The sequence below is a fragment of the Mesorhizobium sp. L48C026A00 genome, from assembly GCF_000502375.1.
Lineage (GTDB): Bacteria > Pseudomonadota > Alphaproteobacteria > Rhizobiales > Rhizobiaceae > Mesorhizobium > Mesorhizobium muleiense.
In genome coordinates this window covers 98308-117234 of sequence record NZ_AYWU01000020.1, presented here as the reverse complement: position 1 = coordinate 117234, position 18927 = coordinate 98308, and the positions used below count along the sequence as shown (strand labels likewise).

General features: G+C 61.7%; 13 protein-coding genes and 5 pseudogenes. 11 read left to right on the top strand and 7 right to left on the bottom strand.

Features of this window, described 5'->3' with window-relative positions:
- The 3 genes from X738_RS69660 to X738_RS83165 all read left to right on the top strand — a co-directional run bounded on the left by X738_RS69660 (nt 1) and on the right by X738_RS83165 (nt 2374).
- Nucleotides 1-1011: a Gfo/Idh/MocA family oxidoreductase gene (locus X738_RS69660; RefSeq protein WP_031255922.1), complete on the top strand. Its 1011-nt coding sequence runs from the start codon at nt 1-3 to the stop codon at nt 1009-1011.
- A gap of 12 nt (nt 1012-1023) precedes the next feature.
- The gene (locus X738_RS69655) at nt 1024-1983 is read left to right on the top strand and encodes a sugar phosphate isomerase/epimerase family protein (protein ID WP_023801751.1); all 960 of its coding nucleotides are present in this window, start codon (nt 1024-1026) and stop codon (nt 1981-1983) included.
- A 73-nt stretch (nt 1984-2056) separates the two neighbouring features.
- Entirely contained in the window at nt 2057-2374 is a 318-nt protein-coding gene (locus X738_RS83165; RefSeq protein WP_306454981.1) for a transcriptional regulator, read from the top strand.
- A gap of 456 nt (nt 2375-2830) precedes the next feature.
- Here X738_RS83165 and X738_RS69650 read toward each other — a convergent pair.
- The 3 genes and pseudogenes from X738_RS69650 to X738_RS69640 form a co-directional block, all read right to left on the bottom strand.
- Nucleotides 2831-3665 (bottom strand): annotated as a pseudogene (locus X738_RS69650) (SDR family oxidoreductase).
- Nucleotides 3666-3749: 84 nt separating this feature from the next.
- Nucleotides 3750-4565 carry an SDR family oxidoreductase gene (locus X738_RS69645; RefSeq protein ID WP_245277762.1) on the bottom strand — a complete coding sequence of 272 codons (816 nt, stop codon included), beginning with the start codon at nt 4563-4565 and terminating at the stop codon, nt 3750-3752.
- A gap of 65 nt (nt 4566-4630) precedes the next feature.
- Nucleotides 4631-5668 (bottom strand): annotated as a pseudogene (locus X738_RS69640) (aldo/keto reductase).
- 319 nt (nt 5669-5987) lie between these two features.
- Between X738_RS69640 and X738_RS69635 the strand changes: the two are divergent.
- Together X738_RS69635 and X738_RS69630 are read left to right on the top strand one after the other, a co-directional pair.
- On the top strand, nt 5988-6884 hold the full coding sequence (locus tag X738_RS69635; RefSeq protein WP_023801746.1) for a LysR family transcriptional regulator: 897 nt from the start codon (nt 5988-5990) through the stop codon (nt 6882-6884).
- 502 nt (nt 6885-7386) lie between these two features.
- On the top strand, nt 7387-7653 hold the full coding sequence (locus X738_RS69630; protein WP_023801745.1) for a hypothetical protein: 267 nt from the start codon (nt 7387-7389) through the stop codon (nt 7651-7653).
- Nucleotides 7654-7707: 54 nt separating this feature from the next.
- Here X738_RS69630 and X738_RS69625 read toward each other — a convergent pair whose 3' ends face one another.
- Nucleotides 7708-8352: a DUF1326 domain-containing protein gene (locus tag X738_RS69625; RefSeq protein ID WP_023801744.1), complete on the bottom strand. Its 645-nt coding sequence runs from the start codon at nt 8350-8352 to the stop codon at nt 7708-7710.
- A 398-nt stretch (nt 8353-8750) separates the two neighbouring features.
- On the opposite strand from X738_RS69625, the gene X738_RS0142925 reads away from it, so the two are divergent.
- A complete protein-coding gene (locus X738_RS0142925; RefSeq protein WP_023801743.1) occupies nt 8751-11939 on the top strand; it encodes an alpha/beta fold hydrolase in 3189 nt (1062 codons plus the stop codon).
- A 363-nt stretch (nt 11940-12302) separates the two neighbouring features.
- Here X738_RS0142925 and X738_RS69620 read toward each other — a convergent pair.
- A pseudogene (locus tag X738_RS69620) lies at nt 12303-13395 on the bottom strand (plasmid partitioning protein); the annotation flags it as partial.
- A gap of 175 nt (nt 13396-13570) precedes the next feature.
- Between X738_RS69620 and X738_RS69615 the strand changes: the two are divergent.
- On the top strand, nt 13571-13873 hold the full coding sequence (locus X738_RS69615) for a BrnT family toxin (RefSeq protein ID WP_023801741.1): 303 nt from the start codon (nt 13571-13573) through the stop codon (nt 13871-13873).
- Nucleotides 13857-14129: a BrnA antitoxin family protein gene (locus tag X738_RS69610; RefSeq protein WP_023801740.1), complete on the top strand. Its 273-nt coding sequence runs from the start codon at nt 13857-13859 to the stop codon at nt 14127-14129. Before X738_RS69615 ends, X738_RS69610 begins: the two co-directional genes overlap by 17 nt.
- A 533-nt stretch (nt 14130-14662) precedes the next feature.
- Here X738_RS69610 and X738_RS87410 read toward each other — a convergent pair.
- A pseudogene (locus tag X738_RS87410) lies at nt 14663-14921 on the bottom strand (DNA polymerase/3'-5' exonuclease PolX); the annotation flags it as partial.
- 332 nt (nt 14922-15253) lie between these two features.
- Between X738_RS87410 and X738_RS69600 the strand changes: the two are divergent.
- The gene (locus tag X738_RS69600; protein WP_023801738.1) at nt 15254-15625 is read left to right on the top strand and encodes a hypothetical protein; all 372 of its coding nucleotides are present in this window, start codon (nt 15254-15256) and stop codon (nt 15623-15625) included.
- A gap of 31 nt (nt 15626-15656) precedes the next feature.
- On the opposite strand, the gene X738_RS69595 is transcribed toward X738_RS69600, so the two are convergent.
- A complete protein-coding gene (locus X738_RS69595) occupies nt 15657-15908 on the bottom strand; it encodes a hypothetical protein (protein WP_023801737.1) in 252 nt (83 codons plus the stop codon).
- A 255-nt stretch (nt 15909-16163) separates the two neighbouring features.
- Between X738_RS69595 and X738_RS69590 the strand changes: the two genes are divergently transcribed.
- Both X738_RS69590 and X738_RS69585 read left to right on the top strand, forming a co-directional pair.
- Nucleotides 16164-16670, top strand: a complete 507-nt coding sequence (locus X738_RS69590; protein WP_023801736.1) for an RHE_PE00001 family protein — start codon at nt 16164-16166, stop codon at nt 16668-16670.
- A gap of 87 nt (nt 16671-16757) precedes the next feature.
- Nucleotides 16758-18920, top strand: a pseudogene (locus tag X738_RS69585) (helicase-related protein); the annotation flags it as partial.
- Nucleotides 18921-18927: the final 7 nt, after the last annotated feature.

Sequence of the window (18927 nt, the reverse complement as noted above, 5' to 3'; positions counted from 1 at the left end):
ATGTCTGTCAGAATAGCGATCATAGGCGCGGGTATCATGGGGGCCGACCACGCCCGCATTGTCGCCGAAGATCTTCCGGGAGTCTCGCTGCAGGTTGTGTGCGACGCCTCGCAGGAGCGTGCGCGCAAGGCGGCCGACGAATACGGGGCAGGTGACGCCTCGGACGATCCGCTTGCCACCATAAGACGCGGTGACGTTGATGCCATTCTGATTGCCAGCCCCGACGAAACCCATGCGCCGCTTGCACTAGCAGCCATCGAAGCCGGAAAGCCCGTCCTTTGCGAGAAGCCACTCTCGCAAAGCTCGAAGGAGTGCCAGGACGTCATCGAGGCGGAAGTGTCCCGCGGCCGGCAGTTCGTCCAACTGGGCTTCATGCGCCGCTTCGACCCGTCCTATCGAGACATGAAAGCGGCCTTGGACGACGGCTCGCTCGGGGCCGCGATCATGATGCACAATTTCCACCGGAACGTGGAAGCGCCTGCAAACTTCACGGGCCAGATGGCTATCACCAACTCTGCCCCCCACGAGTTCGATGTCGCCCGGTTCGTCCTCGGCGCCGATTACAAGGCGATCTCCGTCTTCCAGCCAGCCGGGATAGACGCTTCCAGGACGGGAGCGCCGGTTTTCATGGTCCTGGAGACCGACAAGGGCCAGTTGGTCAACATCGAGATCAACAACAACGCCGCCTACGGCTATGACGTCCGCGGTGAGCTCGTCGGCGAAAAGGGGTCAGTCTTTCTCAACGCGCCGATCCATACGCGACAGAACGGCCGGCTCATGTCCTACGAGCTTTATGCGCCGGACTGGAGGCCGCGATTTGCGGAAGCCTATCGGCTTCAGAACAAGGCCTTTCTCAATTTCGTCCGAACCGGGGAATTCCCTCCAATCGCGGCGGACGCTTGGGACGGCTACTGCGCAGCGCGCGTTGCGGAAGCGGCCGTCGAAGCCCTTCAGAAGCGCGCGCGCGTCACCCTTGCGAGACCGAAAAAGCCGTCCCTCTACAAACATTAAAGGATTAAAGAGATGAAACTCGGCTTCGTTTCCGACAGCCTCGGCGGAATGACCTTCGATGCGCTTCTCGACAGCGCAGCGCGCCTTGGAGTCTCGGGCGTGGAGGTCAACACGGGCGGCTGGTCGACAGCTCCCCACTTCGACCTGAAGACGATGAAGGCAAGCGCCGATGCTCGCCGCGCCTTCACTCGCGCCTTCGAAACCCGCGGGCTCGAGATCATTGCGCTGAACGCCAACGGCAATCCCTTGCATCCAACCCAACCCGAGCAGGGCGAGTGCCTCAAGGACACGATCCGCATCGCCGGCGAGATGGGGATCAAGACCGTCTGCACCATGTCCGGACTGCCGGCAGGACGTAACGGCGATCTGATGCCGAACTGGGTCGTCTCTTCCTGGCCGCCGGAAACGCAAGAGATCTTGCGTTACCAGTGGGAGGAAAAGCTCCTACCCTTCTGGACCGAGATCGTCGTTCTCGCGAAAGACTGCGGTGTCGAACGCATCGCGCTCGAGCTTCACGGCAACCAGTGCGTCTACAACGTTCCCTCGCTTCTGAAGCTCCGGGCGGCCGTCGGCCCGATTGTCGGCGCCAATCTCGATCCATCGCATCTGTTCTGGATGGGGGCGGATCCCCTCGTCGCCGCCGAAGCACTCGGCGAGGCCGTCTATCACGTCCATGCCAAGGACACGATGCTCAACGCGCCTGTTCAAGCGACAACTTCGCTCCTCGAGAATGGTTCGCTGATGGACATTCCGGCGCGAAGCTGGTCCTACATCACCCTCGGTTTCGGCCACGGCGAGGAGTGGTGGCGACAGTTTTGCTATCGGCTGAAGATGGCAGACTATGATGGCTGGCTGTCGATCGAGCACGAGGACGTGTTGCTCAATAGCCTCGAGGGGTTGGAGAAATCCGTTGCGCTGCTCAAGGGGGTGATGCCCGTAGCGCCGAGTGACTTCAAGCCGCAGGCAATTTGAGGGTCGAACGACGGTGCGCCCGAATTCACATGGACATCCGTAATTGCCGCTCACATCTGGAGAACAGTAGAGAATGCGAGGCCTGAATGAAGATGCACCACCAAGCAGTCTTTCGGAACTGAAGTCGATGATCGCCTCGAGACAGCTCGAATTCCCAGATCAGCTTGAAAGGGTTGTCCGCTGCGCCCTCGTCACGCCGGAACTAATCGCCTTTGGTAGCTCCAATTCGGTGGCACTTGCCTGTTCGGTGTCACCGACGACCGTGGTCCGGCTCGCTGGCTTCCTCGGCTTCGAGAACTTTCGAGATCTTCGAACTCTGTTTCGAGAGCACTTGAGGCGGCGTGCCGCACGAGCGTCGGCATCCGGCTCAGCGACGGGGCTAGCCGAATAGCGCCTCCACACGGATCCGCGGGTGAAATGTGAGGCTGGCCGCTTGGGAATTTTGGTGGCGCCTTTGGCGCGATGGCCGCTGTTGGCCACATTCCGGTCTCAACGGCCGATACAGCCGAACTTCCGCAGTCCACCCAACCGCGACGTGGAGAGCTCGGTGGCTGCGTGGCAAAGCCGAATCCTTCGGCCGGCTCCGTAGCGCCAGAAGCTGCCGTTCGAGGCGCTTCTCGAAAGCTGTCGTTCGCCCTACGGCTTGAGTCTCACCAAGGCGGTCATTCACCGCTACCGCCCGGAATTTCCGGTGCTGGCCCCGAAGCGGACTTTGAAATGCGCGCGAATTGTGCACCGAGCAACTTGATGGAACAGCAACGGCAGCGCGGTGCAGGATTCTTGATTTATGCACCGATGATGCACCAAGCCCCAAGCTTCGGGGCTTGGTGGACGCGCCCACGCTGCTTTAGTCGATGGCAAGCGAGTTTGACAGTTCCCGGTGTGCATCGATCTGCTGCTGCAGCGATGCAATCTTCTGCTCTGCGGTGCCGACAGCGTCAGCGCCTGCGAGGAAGCGTCGCGGCAGTTCGTCCTGGTCCGTGAGCGTGATCAGGGCGCGCGCGAGCTTGGCGGGGTCACCCCCCCTGCTTGCCGTCCTGGGACCTCCAGAAGGCGATCTGCGCCGTGCGCCGCTCGTGATAGTCCTCGACGGAGGGCTCCGCATAGTTGGTGGACTCCTCCGTGAGGAGCTCGGTGCGGAAGAAGCCCGGGTTGACGATCATCGTCTCGATGCCGAATGGGGCGACCTCGGCCTGTAGCGCCTCCATCCAGCCGTCGAGGCCGAACTTCGAGGCCGAGTAGGCCGTGCAGAATTCGAAGCCCATCAGGCCCGCCGATGATGAGATCGAGATGACCCTGCCGGAACGCTGCTTACGCATTGCCGGAAGAAAGGCCCGGGTCACGTTCATGGGGCCGACAAGGCTGGTGCCGAGCTGCAACTGCATTTGTTCGGAGGTCAGCTCCTCGAAGTACCCGGCATAGAAGCTGGCTGCGTTATTGACCAGCACATCGATGCGCCCAAACCGCTCAAGCGTGGCCTGTGCGGCGGCTTCGGCGTCTGCTGCGTTTGTTACATCGAGCTTTACGACGAGCAGGTTGTCGGAAGCGCCTACGGCTTTCGCCACCTTCTCGGGATTACGCCCGGTCGCTACCACTTGGTGACCCGCTGCCAATGCGGCCTTCGCGATATCCAGACCAAGGCCGCGTCCTGCGCCAGTGATAAACCACACGTTATTACTCATCTCACATTTCCTTTTCGTTGTTTCTGATCCCCCGTTCGAGGCCGCTTGTGCTGCCGATGGGGTAGATTCTATTGAGGGACGACCTCACATGGCCTGAACGGTCGGACGCACCAGGATTTCATTAAGAGTGATCCGCTTCGGCCGGCCGAGAGCGAATGCAACCACCTCGGCGATATCCTCAGGCGGCATCGCCACGTTATCGCGATAGTCCTGCGCGGCCTTCTTGCTCTCATCGTGGGTGATGTGGTCGGACAATTCCGTTGCCACTGCACCAGGCTCAATGACCATGACGCGGATATCAGGCTGAAGCTCTACGCGGAGCGCCTCTGACCAGCCATTGATCCCCCACTTCGTTGCCGAATAGGCGGCAAAACCGGCCGGGGCGACACGTCCTGCCACGGAAGAGATGTTCACCAGGTCTCCCTTCTTGGCGCGAAGCTGATCGAGGAAAACTTCGGTCACAGTCATGGCACCCAAAAGGTTCGTTTCGACCATCTGCCGGTGCTCGGATCGCTGGTCCGATGCAAAGGGGGCCGTCAGCATGACTCCGGCGTTGTTAATGAGGATGTCGGCGCCGCCGAGTTCCTGCTGGACGCGCGCGGCCGCTGCGACGATGGAATCCCGGTCCGTCACGTCAGCCTGAATGGCAATGGTGCCCTGGCTCAGTTCATCGGCAAGCGCAGCGATGCGCTCAAGGCGGCGCCCTAGAAGAGCGACCCGGTATCCCTCCGCAACAAGCTCTCGGGCTATCGCTTCTCCAATTCCGGAGGATGCGCCGGTAATCACCGCAACTCGGTTGATATTACTCATTACAATCTCCTTTTGTTTCTTACTTTGCCTGGTCGATACTGATCCGGGAGGGCGGATATTTGGTCGGCCGACCACAAGAGGCGGCGGCAAGGTGCCGGAGTCCGCCGGAGGAACCGGTTTTGGACATTCAAGCTTCCACCGGTTCCCCTTTGCTTTTACCGCAGGGGCGACATGCCGTTTCCACCCTTGGAACTTGTCCCGAGCTTGGCGCCGGTATCGATCATCGCAAGCATCGGCACGCTCAGTCGCGCGCCCTGCACCTTGATCTGAGCAAAACCATCCTCGATCTCCTGGATGTCGGCGGCGGTCAACTGGACCTGAAGCGCGTCCATGTTCTGATCCATGTGGTCCTGGGTGGTCGGGCCGGGAATGGGCACGATCCACGGCTTGCGGGCGAGCAGCCATGCGAGGGCTATCTGCCCAGACGCCGCTTGATGACGGGCACCTACGCGCTGCAACAGTTCGACAACGGGCCAGTTCGCGCGGCGTGCTTCCGGGGTGAAGCGGGGTAGGTTAGCTCTCAAATCTGCAGGGCCATGCACCATCAAGGGGGTTACGGTGCCGGTCAGATATCCCATTCCGAGCGGGCTCCATGGCACGAACCCGATGCCCAGCTCTTCACAGGTCGCGAGAACTTCCAGCTCCGGATCGCGTGTCCAGACGGAGTATTCATTCTGCACCGCCGTGACCGGCTGCACTTTGTGCGCCCGACGGATGGTCGCTTCGCCCGCAGCAGACAGACCGAAGTGATGGATTTTACCTTCGCGGATCAACTCCTGCACCGCCCCGGCCACGTCCTCGATGGGCACCGTGGGATCAACGCGATGTTGATACTGAAGATCGATGTGGTCGGTCTTCAGGCGGCGGAGCGATTGTTCGGTCACCCGTTTGATATTGTCGGGGCGGCTGTTGACGCCCCGAACCTGGCCTTCCGGCGTGATGTCGAATCCGAACTTGGAGGCGATAATCACTTTGTCGCGGATCGGCGCAAGGGCCTAGCCGACGATCTCCTCGCCCAGGAATGGCCCGTAGACTTCAGCGATATCGAAAAAGGTCACGCCCCGGTCATAGGCTGCCCGGATAATCCGGACCGCTTCCTGCCTATTGGTCGGCGGCCCATACATCCCGGCGAAGTTCTGGCAGCCCATCCCGAGGGCAGAAACTTCCAATGAGCCGAGCATGCGGCGTTGCACGCTGGATGGGCTTGAACTCGTCGCGGCAGTTCCCGGTGTTCCGGTCTGGGCTCGCACCGCTGGAAGAGGCAGCAACGATGCGGCTGCAACGCCGAGGCTGGCGGCGAATAATTTACGGCGGCCCGGCATCGCGGGACCACCGGTCTCGATTTCGTCGTGTGTGCGGTTTTTCATGCTGCTGCACCTCCAGTGGGTTGAACGAGCCTTCGATTCACAATTGCCTATGGCGCTGCGAGATCGTGACTAGGCGGAGATTACTGTGGTCGAGCGTTTCCAAAAATGCCATTCTGGTTGATGCGTCATTGACCAGGAGTTCATAATGGACAAAGACCAGCTCGATGGCCTCGTGGCCTTCGCCCTTGTTGCCGAGAAGCGGAATTTCACGTCCGCGGCCGAAGCGCTGAGGATCTCGCCGTCTGCAATCAGCAAGATGATCAGGCAGCTAGAGGCACGCCTGGGCGTCACCCTGCTCACAAGAACCACGCGCGCTACGAGCCTCACCGAGGCGGGGGAGAAGTTTCTGGGGCAAGCAGGACCGGCGCTAGAGGCTATCTTTGGCGCGATGAACGAGGCTGGAAGTGCGGCCGATAAACCAGCCGGGCGCCTGCGGTTGAATGTTCCGCAGATGGTCTATCCGAATTTCCTCAAGGCCGTGGTTGCGAGCTTCATCGAGAAGTATCCGGATGTCACGGTGGAGCTATTCTTCGAGAACGCGGCAACAAACATCTTTGAGAGAGGCTTCGACGCGGGTATCCGGTTATTGGACATCCTCGCAAAAGACGTGGTGGCGCTGAAGCTCTTCGGTCCCGTCCGCTTCGTTGTCGCGGGCGCACCTGCGTATTTCAAGCATGCTGGGCGTCCCCAGCGCCCCAAAGACTTGCTTTCGCATCGTTGCATCTGCGTCGGTGCAGGCAGCCGGATTTATGATCGGTGGGAGTTCGAAATCGACGGGAAGGAATTCGAGGTGCAGGTGAAAGGCCCGCTCATCATGAATGACACGATGCTGGCGACCGACGCGGCTGTAGGCGGGCTTGGACTGGTTTACATCACTGAAGATGCGATCATGGACAAAGTCGACAGCGGGAATCTCGAAATCGTCCTGGGCCAATACGCGGGGATTAGCACTGGGATTTATTTGTACTACCCTCAGCGCTCCCAGGTTCACCCCAAGCTACGAGCTTTCATTGAGCATGTGAAAGATTTAAGAAAGCTATAGCTTTCAGTTTACTTTATCGCACGGGCACAAGGATAAAAATTTTATGCATTCCATAATGGAGCGTACCTGACTGCTATAGGCGCTGACCAGACGTGAGGCACGGGCGGCCGAACTTCGGCTCTCCACCCGATTGAGACGTAGAACGCTCCATCGCGGTATAGTCCGAGCCGATGCCGGCCGGCTCGGTCGCGCCACAACCGGGCATTCCCGATGCTTCTCCAAACCCGACCTTCGCGCTACGGCTTGAGGCGACCCGAAGACGACCTTGGCCCGCCGGGTCATGAATGGCAGCCCTACGCCCGCAACTGCCCTTTCCGACCCCCGCGCCGGATCCCGATAAGGTCGAACCGTCCGGAAGAAACGCCCTCTCCGAATCGTCTTCCGCGCGCCCTTAACGAAATAATTGACAGTCCAACCAAAACGGCGCTCCGTGGTTCGACGGGGATGGATCTTGGCACTCTTGGTTGATGCCGGCCTTCGCCGTCACGATAGGGAGGATGCAATGCCGACAGTCATTGGCCACCATAACATCACAAAGGAAGCGAAGCACTGGCTCGACTCGCCGAAGCGCAAAGAGCTTTTTGGTCCGCTCGGCGTGACCAACATACGAACATTTGTAGATCCACAAAATCCGACTCGGGTGGCCGTTCTTATGGACGTTCCGGACATGGACGCCATGATGAAAGCTATGCAGAGCAAGGAAGCCGCGGATGCGATGGCCTTCGATGGAGTGGTGCCAGAGTCCTTGGTGATCCTGGTCGAATCGTAAAGGTGATTGCTCCGCTGGCCAAGGTTAGAAGGGTTTGGTCAGCGGCGCGAGCCATCATGGACCGACCCAGTCGAACGGGATGTGTTTGCTCGAATTCGTCGTCCACTGAAATTTGAAGCCGAAGGCATCGACTGAACACACCGTCGATTTGCCCCAAGTCACGAGCTGACCGGGTCCTGTCTCGGAGCCAGGCGGGTTCATGAGCTGCGGATATTTTCCGGGCGGGCTGGTCGGGCCGGTCAGAGCCTTGGCCCAGGCCTTCACTTTGCCGGCGATCTCCGTTCCCCACTGGGCGCGGTCGGGCGCGATTTCGAAGGTGATCTGCGCGCGCTCCGCGCCCCGGGCCTCCCGGCCCCCGACGAACAGTGCAGCAAGGAGCGCCGGAAATCCTCCGGCACGACCTCCGAAAATGAGGGGAAGCGCCTCCGCCTGACGCTCGTCGGCGCGGTCGTCGATGAAGATGCCGGCGGCCCCCTTTGCCTTTCCCGCCCAGAGATCGCCTTCCCATCTTCCCACCCGGACAAAGCTCAGACCGTCGAGATTAATGTCGCCATAGTGGCCATGGCGGATGTGCCAAAATAGGACTGACTCACAGAAGCCGTTGTCCGGGGCTTGCGCGAAGGTGCAGGGGCACGCGACGACGCAACTGCAATTGTCGAACCAATCTCCCACGACGTGCCAGCTCGGAATCTCGGCCATGAGGATCTCCATTCGCCGTCAACGGCAATATGACACCCAACCTCGGCAATGTCACCGGCGCTGAAATGCGGTCCCACACAGCAATGTGATGAATTCCCCAAGGTATGGGACTTCGCCAGCTCTGCGAAAACTGCCACATCGAGCTGGCGAAGAGGCTGAAGCCGTGCATTTGGACTCTGCCCTTGGGGTCCGCTTAAGGTCAGAACCGCTTGCGATGAACGTCGGCTATTCGGGCAACGAAATGGGCTGATGAAGGGCGGCTTCGGGTCAGAGGTGTCGGTTCAGCGAACGGTTAACTTGCGCCACCACTAGCGGACGTTATACGCGACCTCCTGCGTCCATCGTGGTATTGTGCCAGTTCGAAGGTGCCCTCCGGCGTCTCCACTGGGAGGTGGGACATGGACATAGAGGAGTGGCTGCGCGGCTTAGAGCTGCAGCAATACGTTACGGCCTTTCGTGAGAACAACGTCGAGGCAGATGTGCTCCTGCGGTTAACGGCCGAAGACCTCAAGGATATTGGGGTTAGTTCGGTAGGACACCGCCGGAAACTTTGGGACGCGATTGCCGAGCTAAGAGACAGATCCTCCCCAACGCCGGTCGATAAAGCGAAAGCGTCCACGCAAGTCACGGAACACGCGTCGGCAGTCGTGTCGCCGTCGGGTGGCGAGCGTCGGCAGCTGACCGTGATGTTCACTGATCTCGTCGGCTCAACGGCGCTATCAGCTCGCCTCGATCCCGAGGAGATGCGCGAGATCATCCGAGGGTATCAGAATTGCTGCACAGGTGAAATTACCCGCTTTGGGGGCCACATTGCCAAATTCATGGGCGACGGCGTGCTGGCCTATTTTGGCTGGCCACATGCGCATGAAGATGACGCCGAGCGGGCGGTGCGCGCCGGGCTCGCTGTGACACGCGCGGTTGGAGGGCTCCCGGCACCTCAAGGTAGCTGTTTGGCGGCGCGGGTCGGCATTGCCACCGGCCTGGTCGTCGTCGGCGACTTAGTGGGGTCAGGGCCATCGCAGGAGCATTCTGTTACCGGCGATACCCCGAACCTTGCGGCTCGGCTTCAGGCATGCGCAGGGCACGGGGAGGTGCTTGTCGCTGAGGGTACGCGGCGTCTCTTAGGCCAGGTCTTTGCCTTCTCCGAGCGAGACGGCTTGGCGCTCAAGGGCTACAACGCCTCTGTCCGCGCCTACGCCATCGTGGGCAGCGGCTCGACGGAGAGCCGCTTCGGTGCGCTGCACGGGCTGGAGGTCGCGCCGCTGATCGGACGTGAACGCGAGTTCGCCATACTTCTCGACGCGTGGGCCGGAATCGCCGACGGACAAGGACGGGTCGTCCTGCTTGTCGGCGAGCCCGGGATCGGCAAGTCGCGGCTGGTCGAAGCGCTTAAATCCCGGCTCGACGCCTCGCCTCACGCCCGCTTGGAATATCAGGGTTCCCCGCTCCACGCCCAGACCGCGCTCCATCCTTTCGCCAGCGAACTCGCGCGGACCGCTGGGTTCCGCCGCGAAGATGGGACCGCGGCACAGCGGCAAAAACTGAATGCCCTGCTAACGCGGCGGTTGGGAACCAGTGCCACGGCCGCCGCGCCATTTCTCGCGGCGCTTCTCGCCTTGCCCGCGGAGGGCGCGCTCTCCCCGGACCTCACGCCGCAGCAGGTCAAAGCGAAGACGCTGGCGATCCTGATGACGCAGGTCGAGGCCTTGGCACTCTGCGGGCCGCTCCTGCTCGTCTTTGAGGATGTTCATTGGGCGGACCCAACTTCGCTCGAGCTGCTCGCTGCATTGGCGGAAAGGGCAGCCTCTCTGCCGGTCCTGATGATTGTCAGTCATCGGCCGGAGTTCACGGCGGCTTGGAGTGACCTCCCGCACACACTTTCCCTGACTCTCGATCGTCTGAACCGGCGCGACGCCGCAACACTTGCTGAGCGGACCGCAGATCCGGGACGCCTGCAGCCCACGGCAATCCAGCGCATCGTCTCCCGAGCGGATGGAGTTCCGCTCTTCATTGAGGAGCTGGCCAGGGTGGTGCTTGAGACGGGGCCTCCTGGCGAAGCCGAGTCGGACCTCTCCGAGATGTCGCGGCCATCTCAAAAGGAGATTCCGAGCACTCTGAGCGGCCTGCTGTCTGCCAGATTGGATCGCCTGGGCTCGGCAAAGGAGGTCTTGCAGGTTGGTTCCGCCATCGGTCGGGAATTCTCCCGCGATCTCGCGATTGCGGTATTGCGGGTCGAGAGCGGCTCTGCCGACGAGGCCCTGGAGCGCGCGGTGGCAAGCGGCCTGATCGTCCGCGAAGGTGCCGGTCCGTCGGTGACATATAGATTCCGCCACGCTCTCATTCAGGAGGCGGCTTACGCCTCCCTGCTCAAGAGCCGCCGTCGGTCGCTGCACGCCCGCATCGCCTATCTCGCCGATGCGCGCACATCCGAGTTCCGCGCGTATGGACCTGAGTGGCTGGCCCGACACTACGCCGAGGCCGGAGAGATCAATCGGGCAGCGGCCCTTTGGCTCGAGGCCGCCCGTCAGGCGAAAGCCACGTTCGCGACGCGCGAGGCCGCTTCCCATCTGTCGGCTTGCCTCGCCACGTCGCGATCTCTCGCCGGAGGTGCGGAAGTGACGCCTGAAATTCGCCACATCCGCACGGATGCTTTCGTCATGCTTGGGGATCTCGCGAGCCTTGCCGAGGACATCGCTACGTCGGACGATCATTACCGCCAGGCGATATACGAGGCCTCAGATCCCGAGGTCCGCCAACGCATTGAGAAAAAGCGCCACCACTGCAGAATGACAAAGCGAGGCTCGGCGCCCATCGCCTTTTACGAGCACGGTGCGGGGGACACGACGCTGCTCTTTGTCAGCACACAGGCGGTCGGATTGGCTATGTTCCAGCCTTTCCTTGAGCGCTTCTGCGACAATTTCCGGGTCATCACCGTGGATCCGCGCGGCTCCGGTCGCTCGGTTGGCCTGCGCAGGCCCTACACGATCGCCGAGCATGCGAGCGATGCGCTCGCCGTGATACGCGAGCTTGGGCCTACGAGGCTGATCGGCGTCGGCATCTCCTTGGGAGCCAACGTTCTGTTTCGAGTCGCGCATCAAGCGCCAGAGCTTTTGAGTGGGATCGTCACCATCGGCGCGCCTACGGCCGGCCAGGGCCTGGAACATTTCTCAGACGATTGGATCGCGCTACAAGCAGAGATGAGACGAACCGGAGAGGTCGAGCCCATGCTGCGGCTTCACGTAGGCCAGATCTTCTCAGAGCCCGAAATGCACGAAATGTTGGACTCCGTCGTTCGCTCCAGGCTCAAGCTACCCAAGGAGACACTTCTGAGCTTCTTCCTGGACGCCACGGACGGCGACGTGACAGGAATTCTCCCTGCCGTGCACGCGCCGACGCTCGTGACGCATGGCGCAGAGGATCGGCTGGTCTCATTGGCGGCTGCAGAGCTGACTGCATCATTGCTTCCCAATGCAACGCTGCACGTCTTCAACGGCAAGGGCCACTTGCCCCTATTTACGGCCACGGCGGAGTTCTGCAACGTCCTAGAGGCCTTCATCCGCAGCCTCGCCGCGGGCAGGCCCGCTTGAACGAATCCGCTACCGCGCTGCTCATGGGCGATTTCCGGTGCGGGCGGCAATACCGGTGGTTAGTTTCTCGATCCCCGCCGCGTGCGCCAAATTGCGGGGCTGGCGTCGAGGCAGTTCTCTCCACCCGGGTGACCGCTCTGGGGTCAATCCTTCGCATTCGGCAAGGATTGACCGTCGCTCGCCTCCGGCAAGGACGTGGGTGTGCCAAGTCTGGACCTTTCAACATACCTGATCGAATTTCCACTCCTGTGTAAAGCTGACGTCGTTGCCGCACATTGCCGACGCGTCGATCGTGCTCGGCACAGTGAGTCTCAGTGTAATAGGTCGAGCAACTGTCTGGCGTGAGTTAAGTCGCGTGTATTGCAGGGCATCGGTGCGCGGGTCGCCGATCATCTCGATGCCCTTGCGGGTGACGTCCGGACGGGGCTTGGAGACGACGATCGCCTCTTCCGCGCCGCCGGCGTCTTCCGCACCCTTAACCTTGGGCTTCCTGGCCGCATGCGGAAGTGGATCGTCTTCACCTTGCCCTCGCGGTCAAGATACATCGCGGTGTGGTCCGACTTCTTGGGCGTGCCATAGACCCGCTCCGCCTTGGGCGGCAGCTCCGCCTTGGGCGGCAGCTTCACCTCGCCCCAATTGTTAGACTCGGCAATGACGCCCTTTTTCGGAAGATTCTGCGTCATCCATTCCTGCTGCGCGCCGAGGAAGGCGTCGACATCGGTGGTGTAGCGGCTGTCCTGGTCGGCCGGCGCGAACAGGTCCTCGACCCAGGCGATGCCATAGGCCTGGGCGAGATCGTCGCCGAAGCTGGCGTCACGCGCATACATGCGGGTCTTGGCGAGGCCGTTGGCGACGGCCCACCACGAGACCTGGGGATCGCCCTTGGTCGGCTTGTGCGCCTTCCAGACCTCCTTCTGCTCCTCGAGCGAGGCGGCCGCGATGGCGCGGAGCTGGCGCTCGTCGGGCATGTCGCCCTTTGCCATATGATCCAGCATCGCCGGCAGCACATTGGCGAGCAGCCTCAGCTTCTTGATCTGGCGCACCGACTGCGCGAGCGCGATGCCAATCGCCTCCTCGGTCCAGCCGAGCGCCACGAGACGCTCGATGGCCCGCCATTGGTCGACGGGGTTGAGCTGCTCATGCGCGATCGTCGTGACCAGCGAACGCATGGCGCCGCCATCGTCGGCGCGGGGAACGACGAGAACGGCGACTTCCTCGAGGCCGGCTGCAATCGCCTGCTTGACGCGACGGTGGCCCTCGTCGATGACGAAGCCGTTGCCGCCATCCGTTTCGGCGGCGACGATGGGCGGACGATGCCAACAGCCTTGATCGTCGCCAGCAGCAGGGCGTCGGCCTGCGGGCTGGACTTGGAACGGCGCGCCTTGTCGGGATTGTCCTTGAGCGAGCGNCATTCCTGCCCGGCTGGCCAAGCGGGGCTTCCAGCCCTGCGCTGGATGACGGGCCGGGATCGCGACGGGGGCGATTGAGCGTCAGCGCCACCGGTCTGACCGATCAGCAAGGGGTTTTTCCTTTACCTCCATTTCCTCTCCCCATGCTGTCCAAATCTGCTTGGCGGAGCGCTCACGCCTGACGGAGCTTGAAATCCGTGTATATTATGGCAATATACACGGATGATCGAATGGGAACGGATTGCCGGCTTCGACTGGGATGCGGGCAATGTCCGCAAGAGCATCGACAAGCACGACGTCAGCCAGGCCGAGGCGGAACAGGTCTTCTTCAACGAGCCGTTGCTGACCGTACCTGACGCAAAGCACAGCGCCTTCGAGCAACGAATTCATGCTCTGGGGCGCACCGATGACGGAAGGCTGCTGCACATCACCTTCACGCTTCGGGACAAGGACAGCAAGATCCGGGTGATTTCCGCCCGGGATATGAGCCGCAAGGAGCGAGGCTACTATGACCAAGACAGCTAAGCCGGTTCCGACCTTTACATCGGAGGCCGAGGAGCGCGCCTTCTGGGAGTCCAACGACTCCAGTGAGCATGTCGATTGGAGCAAGGCGGAGCGGGTCCGCCTGCCCAACCTCAAGCCGTCGTCGACCTCGATCTCGTTGCGGCTGCCCAATGGCCTGCTCGAACGGATCAAGGTCGCGGCGAACAAGCGGGACGTGCCCTATCAGTCCCTTATCAAGACCTGGCTGTCCGAGAAGATTGACGCCTCTCGAGGCTAAGGAGGCCGGCCTTAAGCCGGCTCCACCACTCCCGTCCTGGGGTCCTCGACATCCTGGGCGAGCGACTTCTCGATCTCACCAAGTTGCCGGCGTTTGTCGGACAGCTCGCCCGAAAACGCGAAGGCACCGCCCTCGCGCGAACGATATGACGCGAGGACAGGCCGAGAAGCCCCGGGTCTTCTCGACGCTGAGCGTGCCGAGATCGGAGAAGATCATCTGGGCGGCGCCGGTCTGCTCGAACGGCTTGCCGTCCGGACGGACATAGGCAAGGTCCGCCGTCTCCTGCCAGATGCGAAAGGCATTGTGTGATTTTTCGTGGAATGCGCGAAAACCAGGGTCCCGGTTCAGTGGTCATTGACACCGCAGAACCGATGAGAACTCGCACTCCAGTTTGCGCGGCTGGGAAGATTTTGAGAATGACGGACTCCTGCGCTGATAGGCCGGGCGCACAAGCAGGTTAGGACGTTTGCCTGCGCCGTGCGAGATGCGCAAGGAGGGCCGTCAAANGCTGATAGGCCGGGCGCACAAGCAGGTTAGGACGTTTGCCTGCGCCGTGCGAGATGCGCAAGGAGGGCCGTCAAAGCATCGCGTTCAGGACCCGCTTCGCAGGGACACGCCCTTGCGCGCCATCTCGACGCCCCAATGCATGTGGTCGAGCTCGCGGATCGAATGTACGTCCGGATTGATGCTGAATATGCAGCCCTGATCGAGTGCCTTTTGATGCCAGCGCCAGTCGACGACGCCGTGTTTCGCACACGCTTTGAGGACTTTGTCGACATCGAGATCATAACCGGTGTCGCTTGGCAGTTAATGGGGGTCTTCCTCAATTTGTGTGGCGATGCACGAAACGAGCGGCAACGGCCGTGCTCGCAGCAATTCGACGCCTGCGTGGCAATTCATCGAGCGTCCAGAAAGCCCCAATCTACTGTTCTGGTCTTCCATTTAGCCGTCTATGACGTGAGTAGCGCAGCCGATCGTCCACCACACAAATTGAGGAAGACCCCATTCCGGTCAGAATTCCGGACCGGGATCCCTCCTCGCTTGTTGTCTATTTCTCCGACCGCTCCGGTTGGACGAGCAGCGACGACAGTACGGTCGAAGCCCTCCGCACGGCCGGCAGTATCGTGCATTCGGTCGATCTTTCAAAGTATGCCAAGGCGCTCGAGGCCGATGATGGCGAGTGCCTTTACGTGGTCGGCGAGATCAGTGATCTCGCGCAAAAGGCACAGCGCGAACTCGATGTAGCCACCTATCTGCCACCCATTGTCGTCGGGTCGGGAGAAGGCGCGACATTCGCCTATGCGGCCCTGGCGGATGCACCCGACAACACGTTGGGCGGCGCCGTCGGCATCGGCTTCGAGAACCGCCTCGGCCTCAAGCTGCGGTTCTGTCCTGGCGCCAAGGCAACACCCGCCCTTCCATTCTCGATCAAGCCGCGGCAGACCTTGCGCGCGCCGGCCTTCCGGGTAGCCCGACTCAATAGCCTGACGGAATGATGTTCAGCCTTCGACGCCCCTACATCATCGGTTATGCATCTGTCTCTGCGATATGTCCGCTTTCCACCCCCCGTTCAGGCCTTTCCACTTCCGCGAAGGGAAGAGAGCAAAGGGTCAATTCCTCCGGTTCTCGAACAGGAAGGTTGCGCCTTATCGCGACATTCATGGCGCTTCTCAAAAGCTGCCCTTCGCGCAACGGCTCGAATCGACCCGATTGAGACGTAGAACGCTCCATCGCGGTATAGTCCGAGGCGATGCCCCGGCCGGCGCGGTCGCGCATCATTCGTTCTCCGTATACCGGCAACAAATCATCAAGCCTTGCCGAGCGCTACCGCCTCGGGCCGCGGCGAATGCGTTCGGTACGCTCTTCGACAGTTTCTGATGATTGCGTGCCACAGGTGTCTTCGAATCACGTCGCAGTTCAAGACGGGCCTGCCCCGATGCAACCACCAGCCGGGCGGCTTCAAGGCGACACGCAAAAGCACCTGTGGGATCGGCATCATAACCAGCCTGGTCGATCAGGAATATGTACCTTGTCATGGACCGGCCCACCATGCCGGCGGTGCTGGCCGCGGCGATCGCCTGGGAGGCCTGGCAAGACATCGAACCGCTGCAGCATCAGCATTGGCTCGGCCCGCTGCTGGTCGCCGCGCTACTGCGCCAGCACGGCAAGGTCGTCTCGCATCTTTTTTGCCTCAATGCCGGATTGCGCATTGTTCCGCGGGAACGGCGGCGGGCGCGCGACCGGACCACACGGCTGCTGGCCGTCCTCGAAGGCTTCGCCGAGGCCGCCACGGCCGGGCTCAAGGAACTCGACCGGCTGGTGATGGCAAAAAGCCAGATGGAACGCCGGCTCAGGAACCGGCGCAAAAGCTCGAGCCTGCCGGCGCTGATCGATCTGGTGCTGGCGCGGCCGGTGGTGTCGGGGGGACTGATCGCGGCCGAGCTGAAAATCAGCCAGCGCGCCGCGCTGGACCTCGTCGCCGAGCTTGGCGTCCGCGAGATAACGGGCAGAGGTCGGTACCGCGCGTGGGGAGTCGCGTGAGTTGGGGACCAAGACGTCGTATAGGCATTTCAATGCATCGCGGCCTTCACGTAGTGCCCTTCCGGCGTCATCCCATTCGATGCTCGCGTCAGCGTGCCCTCGGCCTTCGAGCAGCAGATGATTCAGGATGAGCTCGAACTCTACGAAACGCTGCTGACCAAGGTGGAGAGCGGCGATCGCGTCTCGCGCAAGCGCCTCGAGCGCTTGAAGGAAGGCCTCAAGGAGCGGCTGGAGTCGCTGGCGACGCGCAAGGATGACCTGCTGACGATCTCCGAGATCGGCATCGACCAGATCATCGTCGACGAGGCGCAGGAGTTCAGAAAACTCTCCTTCCCCACCAATATGTCGACCTTGAAGGGCGTTGACCCGAACGGCTCGCAACGCGCCTGGGACCTCTATGTGAAGTCCCGCTTCGTCGAGACGAAGAACCCGGGGCGAGCGCTTATGCTCGCTTCCGGCACGCCGATCACCAATACGCTGGGCGAGATGTTCTCGGTGCAGCGCTATCTCGGATACGCGGCGCTACTCGAGCGTGGGCTGCACGAGTTCGATGCCTGGGCCTCGACCTTCGGCGACGTGACCACCGAGCTCGAATTGCAGCCCAACGGCAAGTACAAGCCCGTGACGCGCTTCGCCACCTTCGTCAACGTCCCCGAGCTCATCGCCATGTTCCGCTCGTTCGCGGATGTGGTGATGCCGGAGGACTTGCGCGACTATGTGAAGATCCCGGCGCTTTCGACCGGCGCGCGGCAGATCAGGACCTCCAAGCCCTCAGCCGCCTTCAAGCGCTATCAGGTCCTGCTCGACGCCCGGATCAAGGCCATCGAGGAGCGCGAAGGACCGCCAGAGCCCGGCGACGACATCCTGCTCTCGGTTATCACCGATGGGCGGCATGCCGCGATCGATCTGCGCCTGGTCGATGCCGACAATGACAAAGAGGCGGACAACAAGCTCAACGACCTTGTTTCCAATGCCTTCCGCATCTGGCAGGAAACCGCCGGCAACGACTATGTCCGCCCCGACGGCAAGCCCTTCGAGCTATCCGGCGCCGCGCAGATGATCTTCTCGGACCTCGGGACCATCTCGGTCGAAAAGACCCGGGGCTTCTCTGCCTATCGCTGGATCAGAGACGAACTGATCCGCATAGGCGTGCCGGCATCCGAGATCGCCTTCATGCAGGATTTCAAGAAGTCCGAGGCCAAGCAGCGTCTGTTCGGCGACGTCCGTGCCGGCAAGGTCCGTTTTCTGATCGGTTCCTCCGACACCATGGGCACCGGCGTCAATGCGCAGCTCCGCCTCAAGGCTCTGCATCATCTCGATGTTCCGTGGCTGCCCTCGCAGATCGAGCAGCGCGAAGGTCGCATTTTGCGGCAGGGCAACCAGCACGACGTCATCGACATCTTCGCCTATGCCACCGAGGGCTCGATGGATGCGCAGATGTGGCAGAACAATGAGCGCAAGGCTCGTTTCATCGCGGCGGCGCTCTCAGGCGACACTTCCGTTCGCCGGCTCGAAGACCTTGGTGAAGGACAGGCGAACCAGTTCGCCATGGCCAAGGCCATTGCCTCGGGCGATCCGCGCCTGATGCAGAAGGCGGGTCTCGAAGCCGATATCGCCCGGCTCGAACGCCTGCGCTTCGCGCATCAGGACGACCAGTTCGCCATCCGTCGCCAGATCCGCGATGCCGAACGCGACATGGAATACTCGACCCGCCGCATAGCGGAGATCGGTGAGGACCTCGAGCGGTTTGTCCCGACGACGGGCGAGGCCTTCCGCATGAGCGTCGGCGACGATACCTTCATCGAGCGCAAGCTCGCCGGCCGGGCGCTGATAACCGAGATCCTGACCCTGGTGCAGCTCCAGCAGGCAGGCGACGTGGTCGTCGCCAGGATCGGCGGGTTCGAGCTCGCATATTCCGGCGAGCGCTTTGGCCAGGACGGCTATCGCTACGCCACCATGCTCAAGCGCACGGGTGCCGAGACGGAAATCGAACTTCCCGTCACCACTACGCCATTGGGCGCAATCGCGAAGCTCGAACACGTTCTGTCCAACCTGGATGAAGAACAGGAGCGCACCCGTCATCGGCTTGCGGAGGCTGAGCGTCGGCTTGCCGCCTATCGCTCCCGCGAGGGCGGAGCCTTTGCCTTCTCGGATGAACTCGCGGCCAAGCGCCGGCACCTGGCCGAAATCGAGACGTCGCTGGCACAGGATATCGACGGGGTGAGGCCGGAAGAGGCAAGGGAGGCCTGAAAGGACC

What these genes read in the sequence shown, in the direction of transcription:
- X738_RS69655 (WP_023801751.1), top strand. Translation starts at nt 1,024, where the DNA reads ATGAAACTCGGCTTCGTTTCCGACAGCCTCGGCGGAATGACCTTCGAT.
- X738_RS69595 (WP_023801737.1), bottom strand. Translation starts at nt 15,908, where the DNA reads ATGATGCGCGACCGCGCCGGCCGGGGCATCGCCTCGGACTATACCGCG.
- X738_RS69625 (WP_023801744.1), bottom strand. Translation starts at nt 8,352, where the DNA reads ATGGCCGAGATTCCGAGCTGGCACGTCGTGGGAGATTGGTTCGACAAT.
- X738_RS69635 (WP_023801746.1), top strand. Translation starts at nt 5,988, where the DNA reads ATGGACAAAGACCAGCTCGATGGCCTCGTGGCCTTCGCCCTTGTTGCC.
- X738_RS83165 (WP_306454981.1), top strand. Translation starts at nt 2,057, where the DNA reads ATGCGAGGCCTGAATGAAGATGCACCACCAAGCAGTCTTTCGGAACTG.
- X738_RS69630 (WP_023801745.1), top strand. Translation starts at nt 7,387, where the DNA reads ATGCCGACAGTCATTGGCCACCATAACATCACAAAGGAAGCGAAGCAC.
- X738_RS0142925 (WP_023801743.1), top strand. Translation starts at nt 8,751, where the DNA reads ATGGACATAGAGGAGTGGCTGCGCGGCTTAGAGCTGCAGCAATACGTT.
- X738_RS69590 (WP_023801736.1), top strand. Translation starts at nt 16,164, where the DNA reads ATGGACCGGCCCACCATGCCGGCGGTGCTGGCCGCGGCGATCGCCTGG.
- X738_RS69615 (WP_023801741.1), top strand. Translation starts at nt 13,571, where the DNA reads ATGATCGAATGGGAACGGATTGCCGGCTTCGACTGGGATGCGGGCAAT.
- X738_RS69610 (WP_023801740.1), top strand. Translation starts at nt 13,857, where the DNA reads ATGACCAAGACAGCTAAGCCGGTTCCGACCTTTACATCGGAGGCCGAG.
- X738_RS69660 (WP_031255922.1), top strand. Translation starts at nt 1, where the DNA reads ATGTCTGTCAGAATAGCGATCATAGGCGCGGGTATCATGGGGGCCGAC.